Annotated in this window: 15 protein-coding genes and 1 tRNA gene; 2 read left to right on the top strand and 14 right to left on the bottom strand. The window is 67.5% G+C overall.

What is annotated here, in order from left to right; all coding sequences use genetic code 11:
- Positions 1–610: 610 nt before the first annotated feature.
- The 11 genes from WDU93_RS09320 to WDU93_RS09270 form a co-directional block, all read right to left on the bottom strand.
- A complete protein-coding gene (locus WDU93_RS09320; RefSeq protein WP_337319835.1) occupies positions 611–823 on the bottom strand; it encodes a hypothetical protein in 213 nt (70 codons plus the stop codon).
- A 48-nt stretch (positions 824–871) separates the two neighbouring features.
- Positions 872–1903: a hypothetical protein gene (locus tag WDU93_RS09315; RefSeq protein ID WP_337319834.1), complete on the bottom strand. Its 1032-nt coding sequence runs from the start codon at positions 1901–1903 to the stop codon at positions 872–874.
- Between the two features lie 178 nt (positions 1904–2081).
- Positions 2082–2153, bottom strand: a tRNA-Gln gene (locus WDU93_RS09310).
- Positions 2154–2270: 117 nt separating this feature from the next.
- Positions 2271–3776 (bottom strand): glutamate--tRNA ligase, encoded by a 1506-nt coding sequence (gene gltX / locus WDU93_RS09305; protein ID WP_337319832.1) that lies wholly within the window; start codon positions 3774–3776, stop codon positions 2271–2273.
- Positions 3777–3838: 62 nt separating this feature from the next.
- Positions 3839–4597 (bottom strand): class I SAM-dependent methyltransferase, encoded by a 759-nt coding sequence (locus WDU93_RS09300; RefSeq protein ID WP_337319830.1) that lies wholly within the window; start codon positions 4595–4597, stop codon positions 3839–3841.
- Positions 4594–5871 (bottom strand): MFS transporter, encoded by a 1278-nt coding sequence (locus WDU93_RS09295; RefSeq protein ID WP_337319828.1) that lies wholly within the window; start codon positions 5869–5871, stop codon positions 4594–4596. Before WDU93_RS09295 ends, WDU93_RS09300 begins: the two co-directional genes overlap by 4 nt.
- Positions 5868–6644, bottom strand: a complete 777-nt coding sequence (locus WDU93_RS09290) for a fumarylacetoacetate hydrolase family protein (protein WP_337319826.1) — start codon at positions 6642–6644, stop codon at positions 5868–5870. Before WDU93_RS09290 ends, WDU93_RS09295 begins: the two co-directional genes overlap by 4 nt.
- 186 nt (positions 6645–6830) lie before the next feature.
- Entirely contained in the window at positions 6831–7808 is a 978-nt protein-coding gene (locus WDU93_RS09285; protein WP_337319824.1) for a hypothetical protein, read from the bottom strand.
- Between the two features lie 234 nt (positions 7809–8042).
- Positions 8043–9125 (bottom strand): branched-chain amino acid aminotransferase, encoded by a 1083-nt coding sequence (locus WDU93_RS09280; protein ID WP_337319822.1) that lies wholly within the window; start codon positions 9123–9125, stop codon positions 8043–8045.
- 45 nt (positions 9126–9170) lie between these two features.
- On the bottom strand, positions 9171–10220 hold the full coding sequence (locus tag WDU93_RS09275) for a 3-isopropylmalate dehydrogenase (RefSeq protein WP_337319820.1): 1050 nt from the start codon (positions 10218–10220) through the stop codon (positions 9171–9173).
- A 97-nt stretch (positions 10221–10317) separates the two neighbouring features.
- Complete coding sequence (locus WDU93_RS09270) at positions 10318–11853, bottom strand: MFS transporter (protein WP_337319818.1); 1536 nt, start codon at positions 11851–11853, stop codon at positions 10318–10320.
- Between the two features lie 45 nt (positions 11854–11898).
- Between WDU93_RS09270 and WDU93_RS09265 the strand changes: the two genes are divergently transcribed.
- Positions 11899–12441, top strand: a complete 543-nt coding sequence (locus WDU93_RS09265) for a TetR/AcrR family transcriptional regulator (protein WP_337319816.1) — start codon at positions 11899–11901, stop codon at positions 12439–12441.
- Between the two features lie 8 nt (positions 12442–12449).
- Here WDU93_RS09265 and serA read toward each other — a convergent pair whose 3' ends face one another.
- From serA to WDU93_RS09250, 3 genes are all read right to left on the bottom strand, one after another.
- Positions 12450–14054 (bottom strand): phosphoglycerate dehydrogenase, encoded by a 1605-nt coding sequence (gene serA, locus WDU93_RS09260; protein ID WP_337319814.1) that lies wholly within the window; start codon positions 14052–14054, stop codon positions 12450–12452.
- A gap of 124 nt (positions 14055–14178) precedes the next feature.
- Entirely contained in the window at positions 14179–14526 is a 348-nt protein-coding gene (locus WDU93_RS09255) for a hypothetical protein (protein WP_337319812.1), read from the bottom strand.
- Positions 14523–15023 carry a hypothetical protein gene (locus WDU93_RS09250; RefSeq protein WP_337319810.1) on the bottom strand — a complete coding sequence of 167 codons (501 nt, stop codon included), beginning with the start codon at positions 15021–15023 and terminating at the stop codon, positions 14523–14525. Before WDU93_RS09250 ends, WDU93_RS09255 begins: the two co-directional genes overlap by 4 nt.
- A 79-nt stretch (positions 15024–15102) precedes the next feature.
- Between WDU93_RS09250 and WDU93_RS09245 the strand changes: the two genes are divergently transcribed.
- Positions 15103–15915, top strand: coding sequence for a hypothetical protein (locus WDU93_RS09245; RefSeq protein ID WP_337319808.1), 813 nt, complete (start codon positions 15103–15105; stop codon positions 15913–15915).
- The last annotated feature ends 7 nt before the right edge of the window (positions 15916–15922 follow it).

Below are 15922 nucleotides of genomic sequence, written 5' to 3'. Positions count from 1 at the left end.
TCAAACCCGCCGGCAAACAGCACATGGCGACCCTGCGAGCAAGCCCGCTCAAGCGGATCGGCTACGGGCGACGCTCGAGCGCGCCCGACGTGAACCACTGCACCAACGGTACGGCGAGCATGACGGTAGCCTCTGCCTCGGGTTGTGTATTCGGCGCCCAGTCTGGTTGCCCCGCGTGACGCCCCTGTCCCGCCCACAACGTCTGGACCATGCCGAGCACGACACTTGAAGTGGGATAGTCCGTGTTTTGCTTCTTGATGACCAGACCCCAGTTGCCCTGGTCCTGCATCATCGGGGACCTCGCGCCGTCGACGTGGATGCCTCAACAGCGACAGGTCGGCATGCCGCCTCAACGCTTCGGGCTCGCCAGCGGAGGTCTCACAGTCGCCGTGGTCGGGCGAATGATCGCCTCCGAGCGCATCACGGAGACGACCACGCGCGTCCGTCGGCACGTCGAAACCAACCGGGACCACCAAACCGCGCAGCTGCGCGCGGGGCGCGAACGCACAACCGAGTCGGTTCTGCACGCAGCGCGTGAGCGGCTGACGATGCTTAGTGCTCTGGCGTAGCGACGTCCGAAAGCCGATGGGACGGAACCCCGGAAGTAGCCTCAGACGGACTGGCCGTCCCCACCGCCGTGATTTCGAGGGTTGAGATCGGAGATCTCCTGCGCGATGGAAAGCAAAGCCACCACCTTCGCAGCTTCAATCCGCTGGTCGATAGTCAGATGCTCGACTTCATTGATGTATCCAGCGCTCTTTCCTTTAGCCGCGCCGATCGCATTCGTGAGCGTATCCCATGCGGTTGCGTAGTCATTCGTCATGCGAGCCACGCTATACACTCAGACCGTTCACCGCACTCGTTATCGCCGCTACGCGACGCTTTCGCGCTCTTCCTCGATGCGCAACAGATCAGCAGCGAGCATGTACGTCCAATTGACACAAGACTCGGCCTCCGCTCGACGAATCCCTGCATGAACGCCCTTGCTCGCCAGGTCGTCGAGGGATTTGAAGCGAGTAGCGAGGGCCGAGATATTTGAAGCCAAGAGGTCCGCGTGCGTCGATCTTCCTCTGCTTGAGCGGACGTACTCGACTAGACGGTTTCTGTACCGTTCATCATCCAGGACACGTGTAGCTCCCTCGCTATCGGTCACAGAGGTTGACGGTGGGAAGAGTGCATCTGCAAGAGCCTTGATCGCTCTACGACAGGAAGTAGCGGCGTGGCTGAGGGATTCGTCATCGTCTTGGGCCAGGCGATCTTGGGCTGACAGCAACGCTGAGTGCGCGTCAGGAGCACGGACCGCAAGGGTTGCCTCGACGAAAGCGCGTCCTTGGGCGATTACGTCAGGAACCGACTGACCTCGCACCAGCTCCGCTTCAACACGCACAAGATAGCCGAAAGCGGCTTGTCTGACCCTCTGGATGATCGCACCCTGTTGCATCAGAATCGGCGTGGTCGTAGCTCGCATCTTTGTGCGATCGATGGACGCCAAGCCCGTATCAATCGGCGTCATTCCCGGAGTGATAGGGGTGTCGTGCAGTTCTTGGGTAGCTCTGTTCAAGGATTCGAGCTCACCGATACTTTGGCCTGAAACCGAGTTTTTGCCATCCATTGTGCGTCGAGCGATCAGAGACTCAATAGCCGCAGACACCTGCTCTTGCGCACGATCGGTTCCAACGAGCGCGGCCAAGCGGGAGTGACATTCGCTAATCTCCGGCGATTTACCTGATTCCTTCCGTATGCCCTCAAGCTCAATGCGTAGCCACGATTCAGCCAGCGGATCGTCTCGGAGAACCGCCACCCGGAGCGCCGTCTGCACGAGCTCTGTAGCAGACATGTTCGGGTGGGTGACCAGAGCGCCGTTCAGGATTTCCCTCAACTGGTCCTCGATAAGCATCGCCATGGCTCGACTATAACCGCGCTCTTCGTTCTATAACCGCGCTGTCCGTTCGCCCGACCTCGCGTAGCCTCGGACGTTCATCGCGGACGCGTACATGGGAATCCCACATATGACGCACTCGACAGTTCGCACGCATGGAGACTCAACGAAAAACCCCCGCCTAGGCGGGGGTTTTTCACTGCTGGGGTACCTGGACTCGAACCAAGAACAACTGAACCAGAATCAGCCGTGTTGCCAATTACACCATACCCCAAGGGCGAAACCTGGGCCTCGCACCGAGAGTCAAGCCTACCCGAGGCCCGCGACGATTACCAATCCGACCGCGCGGGCTGCTCCCCCGGGCGCGTCGCGCCCAGGGGAAGCGCCAGGCTCAACGACGCAGGTCGGCGAGCGTGCGCAGACGGCGCAGCGACTCGTCCTTGCCGAGCAGCTCCATCGACTCGAACAGCGGCGGCGACACCCGACGCCCCGTCAGCGCGACGCGCGGAGGACCGTAGGCCACGCGCGGCTTGAGCTCCATCTCGTCGACGAGCTTCGCCGAGAGCGCCTGCTGAATGGCATCCGGCGTGAAGTCCTCTACCGGCTCCAGCGCCGCGACACACGCGTCGAGCACCTCGGCGGCGTTCGCGGGCAGGCCCTTCAGGGCATCCGCCTCGTACGACACCTCGTCCGCGAACAGGAACCCGAGCATGCCGGGCGCCTCGCCCAGCAGCTGCATCCGCTCCTGCACCAGCGGCGCCGCACGGAAGGCCAGCACCAGCTGCTCATGCGTCGGCTCCCCACCGAACACGTCGGCGGCCGCCAGGTAGGGCACAAGACGCTCGGCGAAGTCCTTCGCCTCCAGCATCCGGATGTGGTCACCGTTGATCGACTCGGCCTTCTTCTGGTCGAAACGGGCCGGGTTCGGGTTGACGTTGACGATGTCGAACGCGTCAGTGAACTCCTGCAGCGAGAACACGTCACGGTCGGGACCGATCGACCACCCCAGCAGCGCCAGGTAGTTGAGCAGGCCCTCATGGATGAACCCGCGCTCACGGTGCAAGAAGAGGTCGGCCTGCGGGTCACGCTTGGACAGCTTCTTGTTGCCGGTCTCGCCGAGCACGAGAGGCATGTGCGCGAAGCGCGGCACGAACGTCGTCACTCCGGCGTCGATCAGCGCGCCGTACAGCGCGAGCTGACGCGCCGTCGACGGCATGAGATCTTCGCCACGCAGCACATGGGTGATACCCATCAGCGCGTCGTCGACGGGGTTCACGAAGGTGTACAGCGGGATGCCGTTGGGGCGCACCACCACGAAGTCGGGGAACGAGCCCGCCGGGAACGTCACCTCACCTCGGATGAGGTCGATGTAGGTGAGATCCTCGTCGGGCACCCGCAGACGCAGCGCCGGCTGACGCCCCTCGGCGCGGAACGCCTCACGCTGCTCATCGGTGAGGTCGCGGTCGAAGTTGTCATAGCCGAGCTGCTTCGCGCGACCGTTCGCCTCATTGCGGGCGTCGATCTCCTCGGCCGTCGAGTAGCTCTCGTACAGCGCCCCGGTCGCGAGCAGCTTCTCGATCACGCCACGGTAGATGTCGTGGCGCTCCGACTGCCGGTACGGCGCGTGCGGGCCGCCGACCTCGACGCCCTCATCCCAGTCGATCTTCAGCCATGTCAGCGCGTCGACGAGCTGGCGGAAGCTTTCCTCACTGTCACGCGCGGCGTCGGTGTCCTCGATGCGGAACACCATCTTGCCGCCGGTGTGCCGGGCGTAAGCCCAGTTGAACAGCGCGGTACGCACCATGCCGACATGCGGCAGGCCGGTCGGCGACGGGCAGAAACGGACGCGCACATCAGAGCCGGAAGCGGTCGTGGTGCGGGGATCAGGAGTAGCCATAGCCCTCCGATTCTACCGGGGCAGCGACGGGCGGCTCAGGCCGCCGGCGACCCGAGCTACGCTCATCGCCGCGAGTCGATCGCGATGGCCGCGGTGTGCGTCAGCTCCACCCTTCCCGAGGATGCCCGCTCGCCCACAATCTCATCGAACGCCGCCCGGAACCGCCGCTGCTCGCCCACCTCGAGTCCGCGGTAGAAGGCCCCTGCGCCGGCCACTCCCCCGTCCACGGAGCGCCACAGCGCCTCGGATGTCGGTCTCCAGGTCCACATGAGCTCCGAGACCTCGGGATGCCATCCGGCATCCGTGAGCATGCGACCGAACCCGGCAGAGGTGCGTTCGAAGTCCTTGTCGGCGGCCACCCCCTTCGCCGGGCGAGGGGCGAGCCCGGCCCACGCCGTGACGTCTGCCCAGAATGCCGACGGCGAGTGCGCCCAGGTGGTCGCGATCACCGCATCCGCCGCGACTCGGCGCAGGGCGCGGGCGCCCTCGCGCGGGTCGTCCAGATGGTTGAGCACGAAGTTTGCCACCACCACGTCGAACGCGCCGTCGGCGAACGGAAGGTCAGGGAGTGCGGCGTCGATGACCGAGAGAGACGGATGCTGGCGCGCAGCCGCCGCGCGCATGCTCAGTTCCGGCTCCGCGGCCGTGACGCGCCAGCCGGCATCCGCCCACTGCACTGCGAGCGTGCCCTCCCCCGCACCGACATCGAGCAGCGTGCGACCATGGGCTGCGCCGGCAAGCTCTCGCAACCGCACCCCGGTGCCTGCGCACAGCGATGCATACGATGCGGCGTAGGCGTCACCGACTCCGCGCCAGCTCACGCCTCGGCCGGATCCTTGCGGGAGCCGATCACGCCCAGCGGCGACAGTGCGACGATCGCGACGACGACAATTAGCGCCGTCGCCCCGAGCCCGCCGTAACCGAAGCTCGTCAGCACGACGCCGGCGCCTGCAGCCCCGACCGCCGCCGTAAGACTCATCAGGGAGTCGCTGATGCCCTGACGCCGTGGCCGGGCCGCGACGGTCGACGCTTCGGTGAGCAGCGCAGCACCCGCGACCGTCGCCGCGCTCCAACCGAGTCCGAGCAGGATGAGAGCAACCATGACGCCGGCAGGGAACTCGCCCGCGAAGATCGCGACACCGAGCGAGGCGGCCAGCATCGCCTGCCCGAGCAGGACCACGCGGATCCGCCCCCAGCGGTCGGCGAGGATGCCGAACAGCGGAGACAAGCCGTACATACCGGCGACGTGCAGAGCGATCGTGACACCGACGAGCAACGTCACGTCCGTGCCGGTCGCGGCCTCGCCATGGGCGCCGTGCGCCATGTGCGACAGGTGCACCGGCGTCATCGCCATGACCGACGCCATCACCGCATGCGAACCCGAGACCGCGAAGATCGCGAAGCGCGCCGCACGCGGATGATCCTCCCGCCCACCCAGCGCCGCGGATGCCGCCGGCGAGGCGGCCGCGACGCGCAGGGCCGTCAACAGCGGGTCGGGTCGGAGCGCCACGAGGTACAAGATGAGAGCCGCGACCTGGGCCACCAGCGAGAACAGGTACGAGCCGGTCAGCGGTGGCATCCCGACGATCTTGCCGAGGGCCTCACCCGGGGTGAGCAGCAGCGGGCCGGCGACACCGCCGATCGTGGTCGACCACACGACGATCGACAGATCCCGACCGCGATGGGCGGGTTCGGCAAGGTCGGTCGCAGCGAATCGCGACTGCAGATTGCCCGCGTTGCCCATGCCGATGAACACGACTCCCACCAGCAGCAGCGGGAACGACCGCACGGCCGCCGCCGTGATGACCGTCGCGACCCCGATGAGGGCGAGCAGGTTGCCGAGCGTGAGGGAGAGTCGTCGTCCGCGCCGGGCCGCGATGCGCGACAGCGGGATTGCGAAGGCCGCCGCGCCGAGCGTCACCGAGGCGGTGGCCAGCCCCGACAGCGCGTCGTCGCCGGACAGGTCGGCCGCGAGCAGGGCACCGAGCGAGACGGTCGCTCCGAACGCGATGCCGCCGAGCACCTGCCCGGCCGAGAGGATCGCGACCGTGCGCCGCTGGATCGCCCGGAGCTGCTCCGGCGCGATCGTCGTCACGGCGCGACCAGGGCGTCCCGCACGGTGTTGCGGAGCGTGCCGATCCCGCTGATCTCGACCTCGACGGTGTCACCGGCGTCGAAGGTTCCCACCCCTGCCGGGGTGCCCGTCAGGATCACGTCGCCCGGCAGCAGCGTGAACACCGCGGAGGCGTAGGCGATGATGTCGGCGACGGAGTGGATCATGTCGGTGAGCGGGGCCTGCTGACGCACCTCACCGTTGACGCGGGTCTCGATCGTGGCGGATGCCGAATCGAACTCGGTCTCGATCACCGGGCCGAGCGGGCAGAACGTGTCGAAGCCCTTGGCGCGCGACCACTGGCCGTCCTTGCGCTGCAGGTCGCGAGCGGTCACGTCGTTGGCGATCGTGTAGCCGAAGACGTAGTCGAGGGCGTCGTCAGCGCGCACGTTCTTCGCGATCCGTCCGATCACGACGGCCAGCTCGCCTTCGTATTCGGTCTGATCCGACAGCGTCGGGCGCACGATGACGTCGCCGGGGCCGATCACGGCGGTGTTCGGCTTGAGGAACAGCAGGGGCTCCTCCGGCGCGACGCCGCCCATCTCGGCCGCGTGGTCGTGGTAGTTCTTGCCCACGCACACGACCTTCGAGCGCGGGATCACCGGGGCGAGCACGGCGGCATCCGCCAGGGGGATGCGCTCCCCCGACGGCTCGAAGCCTGCGAACATCGGGTCGCCGTCGAGGGCGACGAGGTCACCGTCATCGACGATGCCGTAGCGGATGCTGTCGTTGTGGCTGAACCGTGCGATCTTCACCATTCCACCCTAACCAGCATCCGCGTGCCACAGTCCTCTTGCTTCGCCCCCCCTTCCACCTCCCTCCACCTTCGCCCCCCCACCTTCGCCGAGACCCCGGCTTCGCGTCGAGACCCCGTGATGTGGACGCCCAAAGCACGGGGTGTGGACGAAAACACGGGGTGTCGGCGCGGGTGAAGTGCGGGATCAGCCGGGCGGGTGGATGCCGAACGCATCGAGGCGTCGGCCGAAGGTGTCGACGGATCGGATGTCGGCAGCGCCCCAGCGCGCGATCCGCCAGCCGGTCACGCCGCGAATGTCGTCTTCTCGCCACTTCTCCGCCATGAGCGCACGCTCCGCCGTCGGCGCGCTGCGAAGCTCCGCATCAAGGTACTTCTCTTCGCCGTCGAACTCACCAAAACACCGCGTACGTGGAAATCCGAAATCGAGGTAGTACTGCCCTCCCATAGAGCCCGTGACCGGCACTTGCAGCTCGACGTCCCGAAAGCCCAGCGTGCGCAGATGTACACGGCTCACACTCTCGCCGGGCAATTGTGCGCGCCCATCCGCGAACTCGATGACGTCTCGCGCCTGCCGCACGCCGCGCAGACCCGGCCGTGCCAGGTCGAACAGTTCCTCCCGCCAACGCCCGGCGAGATCCGCGTCCTGAACGTGCTCGCGCACCGCCACTGATCGCAACGCGAAGTCCGCCGCAGCCACCGCCGTCGGTAGCGGTGCGGTGCGAGCGAGGTCGAAGACGGTGCGCGTGAGCGACGTGCACCTGAGCCCGCCCAGCTCGACGATGTCCTGCTCGTGAACGGCCATGTCATGGCGCATGACACCACTGACCGTCCGGGTGTGGCATCGACCATCGACGAGTGTGTGCACGACGTCCGGGCGGATGCCCCACAGCGGCAATCCCCAGATCACCGCGGCAGAGACGTGCGAGAACGCCGGTCCTGACCCCGGCGACGCCGCCGCGACCGCCAGCACCTGCAGCAGATGACGCCCTTCGGGCCAGAGCTCGCTCCACTCGGCCGAGGTTACGTACGAGCCCCGGTGCACGCGGCGCAGCCTGCCCGTCGCGACGCTGTCGCGGAGCTCACGCTCACGCACACCCGCCATCGTGAGCTGCGTGCGGGATCGCAGCAGCGCTCGCCCCTGGGAGAGGTTGATTCGTCGCATCCCTCATGATGCCTACGCACACAGCTCGGATCCCGCCTCTCCACAGCCCGCTGCGCACTTTCCGCCTTGTGGAGAACGAACCCCCACCCGCCGAGACCCCTAGTACGCGTCGACACCCCGTCCTACGGACGCCCATAACACGGGGTGTCGACGATAAGACGGGGTGTCGGCGAAAGAGAGGCGGGACGCGAGCGGAACGCGCGCGTGCGGATCCGTCACGCGCGTGCGGACGCGTCAGGCGTCGAGGCGCACGAGCCAGCCGTGCTTGTCCTCGCGGCGGCCGTACTGGATGTCGGTGAGCTCTTCGCGGAGCGACAGCGCCAGCTCGCCCTGCGGCTGCTCGTCTTCGAACTCCTCCGACACGAGCGCGCCGATCGGGGTGACCACAGCGGCCGTCCCACACGCGAACACCTCGACGATGTCGCCGGATGCGACGCCCTGACGCCATTCGCCGAGCGTGATCGAGCCGCGCTCGACCGTCAGCCCACGATCCTCGGCGAGCTGCAGCAGCGAGTCGCGCGTGATGCCCTCGAGGATGCTGTCGGACTGCGGGGTGAGGATGCGGCCGTCCTTGAAGACGAACACGACGTTCATGCCGCCGAGCTCTTCGACGTTGCGGTCCTGGTCGAGGAACACGACCTGGTCGCAGCCCTTGGCGTACGCCTCGGACTGGGGCAGCAGGCTCGAGGCGTAGTTGCCGCCGGTCTTGGCAGCACCCGTGCCGCCCTTGCCCGCGCGCGAGTAGTTCTCGCTCAGCCAGATGCGCACCGGCTTCACGCCGCCCGAGAAGTAGGCGCCGGCGGGGCTCGCGATCACGTAGTACGCGACCTTCTTCGCCGGGCGCACGCCGAGGAACGCCTCCTTGGCGAACATGAACGGACGGAAGTACAGGCTCTGGTCCGCACCGGACGGCACCCATGCCTCGTCGACCGCGATCAGCTCCCGCAACGACTGGATGAAGTACTCGGTCGGCAGCTCAGGAAGCGCAAGACGTCGGGCGCTGTTGCGCAGACGCGCGGCGTTGCGGTCGGGCCGGAACGTGTGCACCGAACCGTCGGCGTGACGGTACGCCTTGATGCCCTCGAAGATCTCCTGGCCGTAGTGCAGCACAGCGGCGGCCGGGTCGAGCGGGATCGGGCCGTAGGGCTGCACGCGCGGACGGTGCCACCCGCCGTTCTCCGACCAGCAGATGTCGACCATGTGGTCGGTGAAGTTGGTGCCGAAGCCCGGGTTGGCGAGGATCTCCTCGCGCTGGGCAGCCGTCTTGGCCGCCAGGTTCTTGGTCACGGCGAAGGTGAGCGGTGCGGTGTCGGTCATGTCTTGTCCTCGATCTGTGCGGCGGCGATGCGCGCGGGTTCCAGGTTACGCCTGCAGTCGGGCGATGATGGCGTCACCGGTCTCGGCCGTGGTGCGGCTTCCGGTGCGCGCGGCGACGTCGGCCTCGACGGCCTGCTGCACGGCGACGGCCTCGTCACGCAGACCGAGGTGGTCGAGCAGCAATGCCACCGAGAGGATCGCCGCCGTGGGGTCAGCCTTCTGCTGGCCGGCGATGTCGGGCGCCGAGCCGTGCACGGGCTCGAACATCGACGGGAAGGCGCCGTCGGGGTTGATGTTCCCTGAGGCGGCAAGGCCGATGCCGCCCGTGACGGCGCCGGCAAGGTCGGTGAGGATGTCACCGAAGAGGTTGTCCGTCACGATCACGTCGAAGCGCGACGGGTCGGTGACGAGGAAGATCGTCGCGGCGTCGACGTGCAGGTAGTCGACGGTGACGTCAGGATGCTCGGCCGCGACGTCGTCGACGATGCGCTTCCAGATGCCGCCGGCGTGCACGAGCACGTTGGTCTTGTGTACGAGGGTGAGCTTCTTGCGGCGACGCTCGGCGAGGTCGAACGCGAAACGCACGACGCGCTCGACACCGAACGCGGTGTTCACGCTGGTCTCGTTCGCCACCTCGTGCGGCGTGCCGCGGCGGATGCTGCCGCCGTTGCCGACGTACGGGCCCTCGGTGCCCTCACGCACGACGACGAAATCGATCTCGCCCGGGTTCGCCAGCGGGCCGGGCGCGCCCGGGTACAGCTTTGACGGGCGCAGGTTCACGTAGTGGTCGAGCTCGAAACGGAGCTTGAGCAGCAGGCCGCGCTCGATGTTGGCATCCTTCAGCCGGGGGTCACCCGGGGTCCCGCCGACCGCGCCGAGCAGGATGGCGTCGTGAGCGCGAATGGCGTCGAGGTCGGCATCCGTCAGCGTGTCACCGGTCTCGAGGTAGCGTGCGGCGCCGAGCGCGAACCGCGTCTTCTCGAACGTGACATCGCTGTTCGCGGTGACCGCGTCGAGCACGCGCTCCGCTTCAGCGATGACCTCGGGACCGATGCCATCTCCGGGGATGACGGCCAGCTTCACGACACGCGACATGACTCTCCTCATACCTGCTGCAGCTCACAGCGCCACAGCATTCCCAGCGTATCCCTCGCGGCGGCGGGTGCCCTGCGTGTGACACCCGCCGGCCGGGTCAGGAGTGCTGAGCGGGGCGCAGGGTGACCGCGGCGATCGTGCCGGCCGCGACAACGAGGGCCGCACCGATCAGCGATGTCACGAAGACGCCGGAGCCGAAGGCGGATGCCGCGGCATCCCACAGCTCTGCACCGAGCTGAGCCGGCAACTCCTGCGCCGCCGTGTAGGCGCCGGCCAGAGTCTCGCGGGCGTGCGCGGCGGCATCCGCGGGTACGCCGCTGGGGATCACCAAGGCGCCACGGTAGAACGCGGTGATGATGCCACCGAGCACGGCTGTGCCCAGCACTGCCCCCAGCTCGTATGCCGTCTCCGACACCGCGCTCGCGGCACCGGCCTTCGCCGGCGGCGCACTGGAGAGAATGAGCTCGTTCGAGATCGTCTCGGCCGCACCGATGCCGATGCCCAGCACGACAAAGGCGATCACCAGCGGCGCCACGCCATGATCACTCGTCGAGAACGCGACGAGCAGGTAGCCGGCCAGCGAGAACAGCAACGAAGCAGGCACCACGATGTGCGGCGACACCCGGCGTGAGATCGGCACGACGGCGAGACCGGCGACGATCATCATCACCATGCCGGGAACCAGGGCCACCCCGGCGATCATCGGCGACAGGCCGAGCACGAGCTGCAGGTGCTGCGAGACGAAGTAGAGGAACCCCACCAGCGCCACGACGCTGAGCAGGTTCACCAGGATGGCGCCGGAGAAGGTGCCCCGGGCGAAGAGCTTCATGTCGAGCATGGGCGTCTCCGCGCGCAGCTGGCGGCGCACGAACAGCACGCCCATCGCAACGCCGACCGCGGCGAAGGCGGCTGCCTTCAGCGTTGGCCCGTCGACCGCCAGCGACTTGATCGCGTACACCACCGGGATCATCGCCGCCATCGACAGCAGGATGCTGATCGGGTCGATCCGGCCGGGATGCGGATCCCTGCTCTCGGGCACCAGCAGCGGTGCTCCGATGAGCAGGGGGATGAGCACAGGCACGGCGATGAGGAACACGGAGCCCCAGGCGAAATGCTCGAGCAGGAAGCCACCGACGATCGGGCCCAGAGCAGAGCCGGCGGAGAACGCCGAGGCCCAGACCGCGATCGCGAAGCGGCGCTGATCACGATTGGTGAAGATGGAGCGCAGCAGGGACAGCGTCGACGGCATGAGCATGGCGCCGAAGAAGCCGAGCAGCGCGCGGGCGGCGATGAGCAGCCCCGCGGTCGGGGCGAACGCGGCCAGGGCCGACACCGCGGCGAAGCCGGTGGCGCCGATCAGCAGCATCCGACGGCGGCCGAAGCGGTCGCCCAGCGTGCCCATGGTGACCAGGAGTCCGGCGAGCACGAGGGGGTACACGTCGATGATCCACAGCTGCTCGGCCCCGGTCGGCGCAAGCGCCACCGAGATCTCAGGCAGCGCGAAGCTGAGCACCGTGTTGTCGACCGAGACGAGCAGCACGGGCAGCATGAGCACCGCGAGCGCGGCCCAGCCGCGCGCGCCGACGCGCGCTCCATCCGTGTCGATCACGTCGATCGATGCCGTGGCGGGCATGGGAACCTCCGAATAACTAAACCGTCCAGATGGTATAGTAACACTATGCCTCGCCCACCACTGGCACGCGAACGCGTGCTCGATGCCTTCGAGACGATCCTCATCGACGACGGAGAACGCGCCGCGACCCTCGATGCCGTCGCTCGCCGCGCCGAGGTCTCCAAAGGCGGCCTGCTCTACCACTTCGGATCGAAGGAGGAGCTCGAGGCAGGAATGATCGACCGGCTGCTGCGACTGCACGCCGACGACCTGCAGGTGATGGCGACGGCTCCCGAAGGCCCCGTGGCGTACTACATCCGCACCTCAGTGATGGAAGACGACGGGCTCGATCGCGCCCTCATCGCCACGTCACGGCTTGCCCAGGGCGGCTCAGCGGCGGCCGCTGCCGCGCTGCGCACGGTACGTCGCGAATGGGAAGAGGCGATCCGGCCGCACGTGCGCGACGAGATGAGCCTGCACCTGGTAATGCTCGTCAGTGACGGGCTCTACTTCAACAACTCCCTCGGTGTGAACGGTGATGAACCGGTCACCCCAACAGGAGACGCGCTGGCCCAGTTGGTTGAACTGGTCCAGCGCGCCGTCCGCTGAGGAAGGGGTCAGACCTCGGTGATCTCGATCTGACGGAACAGGTCGGCGTCGATCGCGTCACTGACGTCTTCGAGCAGCTCATCCGAGACCGGCGAGTCGAGGGTGAGCACGCTGAGCGCCTGCGCCCCTGCAGCCTCACGGGCGATCTGCATGCCGGCGATGTTGATGCCCGCGTCGCCGAACTTCTGGCCGTACACAGCCACGATGCCGGGACGGTCGGTGTACAGCATCACGACGTGGTGCTTCTCGATCGGCAGCTCGATCGCGTGGTCGTTGATGGCGACCAGCTTCTCGATCTGCTTCGGACCGGTGAGGGTTCCCGACACGGCCAGCTGGGTGCCGTCGGAGAGCGCACCGCGGAGCGTGATGATGTTGCGGTATTCCTCGCTGACCTCGTCCTGGATGAGGCGCACGGCTACACCGCGCTGCTCGGCCAGCAGCGGCGCGTTCACGTACGACACCGTCTCGCTGACGATGTTGGTGAACACGCCCTTGAGGGCGGCGAGCTTGAGCACGCTCACGTCGTAGTCGTTGAGCTCACCGTGCACCTCGACATCGAGGCTGGTCAGCGGCGCCTGGGCGAGCGCGGCGAAGATCTGACCGAGCTTCTCGACCAGCGGGATGCCGGGGCGCACGTACGGGTCGATGACGCCACCGGCGACGTTCACGGCATCCGGCACGAGGTCGCCGCCCAGCGCGAGGCGCACGGAACGCGCGACCGAGACGCCGGCCTTCTCCTGCGCCTCTTCGGTGCTGGCACCGAGGTGCGGGGTGACGACGACGTTGGGCAGGCCCAGCAGGGCGGCTGCCGACCCGCCCTCGGCGGGCGGCTCGGAGGTGAAGACGTCGAGGCCGGCTCCGGCGATCTCGCCGGCGACCAGGGCCTCGTGGAGCGCCTCTTCATCGATGAGACCACCACGGGCGACGTTGACGACGAAGGCGGTCGGCTTCATGGCCGCGAACTGCTCGGCGCCGATCATTCCGGTCGTCTCGGGTGTCTTGGGCATGTGGATGGTGAGGAAGTCGGACTCGGCGACGAGTTCGTCCAGCGAGAGCAGGGTCACGCCGAGCTGCTGCGCGCGGGCCGAGGTGACGTAGGGGTCGTAGGCGACGACGCGCATGTCGAAGGCCGCGAGCCGCGCAGCGACGAGCGCGCCGATACGACCGAGGCCGACGATGCCGACGGTCTTCTCGAACAGCTCCGCGCCGGTGAACGAGCTGCGCTTCCAGGCACCCGACGACAGCGACGCGTGCGCGGCGGGGATGCGGCGGGCAAGGCTCAGGATGTGACCGACGGTGAGTTCCGCAGCCGAGACGATGTTGGAGGTCGGAGCGTTCACGACCATGACACCCGCCGCCGTCGCGGCCTTGATGTCGACGTTGTCGAGCCCGACACCCGCGCGGGCGACGACCTTCAGCTTCGGGGCGTACGCGAGGGCCTCGGCGTCGATCCGGGTCGCAGAGCGCACGAGCACGGCATCCGCATCAGCGAGGGCCGCGAACAGCGCCTCGCGGTCGGTGCCGTCGACGTCACGCACGTCGAAGTCGGGGCCCAGAGCCTCGATTGTGGCGGGTGAGAGTACTTCGGCGATGAGCACGACAGGCTTCGACACAGAGAGGGTTCCTTCGGGGGCGACACGACACGGTGGATGGGCCGATGCGCCGCACGCCGTCGGGGGCGCTATCGCTCTCACTTTACCGCAGGGGCTCTGACCGCCCCGCGCATGTGACGGTGTCCTACCCCGCGACCAGCGAATCCATGTTCAGCACGCTGTACCCGATCAGGCTCAGCCAGAACACCGCGATCACCCCGAGACCGGTCAACATGACCAGCGAGAGCTCGCCGGCGTGACGACGACGTCCCACGGCCAGGGCCAGCACGAAGACCAGCGCGGGGAACACCACGCCGAAGCCGAGGGTCGCCCAGCCCATACCGGTGAGCCCGTCCTTCGCCATGGCGATGAGGTGCGCCACGGCGTTCCACACCGCGTACGCGTAGAAGAGGCCGCTGAGGCCGATGACGAGCAGAGACAACCAGCGCGGGGCGCCCGTCGTCGGTGCGTTCTCGATACTGCTCTCGCTCATGCGCCCAACGCTCCCATCATCACGAACGGCCAGGGCACGAGCAGAACCGCTCCCGCCAGCAGGATGAGCAGCCGCATCCACGTCGCCCTGCCTCGCGTCAGCACCCAGGTGGTCAGGAACCACAGGGCCGGCGCGGCGACGGCGAGCACGAACCACGGCACATACATCGCGTCGGAGACGATCAGGCGCGCCAGATCCTGCATCCGCAGCCCCCCGATCACCCAGCCGATCGTGTACAGCAGGTAGATGCCGCCCAGCGCACCGAGACCGAGCAGCGCACCTGTGCTGAGCCCGGTGTCGTGCTCCCCCGAGTCACTGTCTGCAGACGCGTCCGTCGGTGCGGCGGGCGCGTCGGTGGATGCTGTGCGGGACGCGCCATCGGTGGGCACGCCGGTGCTGCCCTTGCCGACGGCCTTCCAGCCGCGTGGCAGCGTGTGCGGGTCGCGATGCTCGTCGCCGTCCCAGCTCAGGCCGTCTTCATCGGGATCAGATGTCACCCCTCCAGCGTAGCCAGCCCACGCGCCGAACACCCGTCCACTAGGCTCAGGGCAGCTACCCGCACAGAAGGAGACCACGGTGGTCGAAGGCAAGAAGAAGGTCGTCCGCTCGACGGAGGCCCCCGCGCAGGACAACGCATCGGGCGCCCCCGCATGGACGCCGACCCCCGAGGCCAAGAAGCAGGCCACCACGTTCCGGTGGATCGCCGTGGGGCTGTGGGCGCTCGCGATCGCTGGTGAGGCGTTCGTTATCTTCTGGCTGCTGAAGCAGGTGCCCTTCACGACGGGTCATCTGATCGGCCTCATCGGCGGTTTCGTCGTGATCGGCGCGCTCGCGATCGGCGGCGGGCAGCTCTGGAAGAAGGCCAACCGCCTCGACCCGGCCTCGAAGAACGACAAGTTCCGTTTCTGGGTGCAGAACCAGCTGGGTCTGATCATCGCGATCATTGCCTTCCTCCCGATGATCATCCTCGTCTTCACGAACAAGAACATGGACGGCAAGCAGAAGGCGATCGCCGGCTCCATCGGCATCGTGATCGCGCTCGTCGTCGGCTTCTTCAACATCGACTGGAACCCCGTCTCCGTCGAGCAGTACTCGGCCGAGAGCAACATCGTCAAGGAACTCACCGGCGCGGACGAGGTGTACTGGACGCCTGCCGGCAGCGTGTTCCACGTGTGCCAGGAGGTGCCCGACGTCAACCGCGAATCCGCCGCCAACGAGATCCGCGTGGGCACCGTCGCCGACGCGCATGCCGAGGGCAAGGACCGCCTGACCAAGAAGTGGGAGACCGAGGCGACGAAGTACTGCGGCTACACGCAGGAGCAGGTGGAAGCCGTCAAGGCCGCCCTGCCCGAGGACGTCGCCGAGATCGAGGGCGCCGAGGCCGAGTGACCCGGGC

It is taken from the genome of Microbacterium istanbulense, from assembly GCF_037204145.1.
Taxonomy (GTDB): domain Bacteria; phylum Actinomycetota; class Actinomycetes; order Actinomycetales; family Microbacteriaceae; genus Microbacterium; species Microbacterium istanbulense.
The sequence above is the reverse complement of the archived record's forward strand: the minus strand, read 5'-3'. Positions and strand labels throughout refer to the sequence as shown.

Bases quoted from the DNA above. Each gene is read 5' to 3' on its own strand.
- WDU93_RS09320 (WP_337319835.1), bottom strand. From the start codon at position 823: ATGACGAATGACTACGCAACCGCATGGGATACGCTCACGAATGCGATC.
- WDU93_RS09315 (WP_337319834.1), bottom strand. From the start codon at position 1,903: ATGGCGATGCTTATCGAGGACCAGTTGAGGGAAATCCTGAACGGCGCT.
- gltX (WP_337319832.1), bottom strand. From the start codon at position 3,776: ATGGCTACTCCTGATCCCCGCACCACGACCGCTTCCGGCTCTGATGTG.
- WDU93_RS09285 (WP_337319824.1), bottom strand. From the start codon at position 7,808: ATGCGACGAATCAACCTCTCCCAGGGGCGAGCGCTGCTGCGATCCCGC.
- WDU93_RS09280 (WP_337319822.1), bottom strand. From the start codon at position 9,125: ATGACCGACACCGCACCGCTCACCTTCGCCGTGACCAAGAACCTGGCG.
- WDU93_RS09275 (WP_337319820.1), bottom strand. From the start codon at position 10,220: ATGTCGCGTGTCGTGAAGCTGGCCGTCATCCCCGGAGATGGCATCGGT.
- WDU93_RS09270 (WP_337319818.1), bottom strand. From the start codon at position 11,853: ATGCCCGCCACGGCATCGATCGACGTGATCGACACGGATGGAGCGCGC.
- WDU93_RS09265 (WP_337319816.1), top strand. From the start codon at position 11,899: ATGCCTCGCCCACCACTGGCACGCGAACGCGTGCTCGATGCCTTCGAG.
- WDU93_RS09255 (WP_337319812.1), bottom strand. From the start codon at position 14,526: ATGAGCGAGAGCAGTATCGAGAACGCACCGACGACGGGCGCCCCGCGC.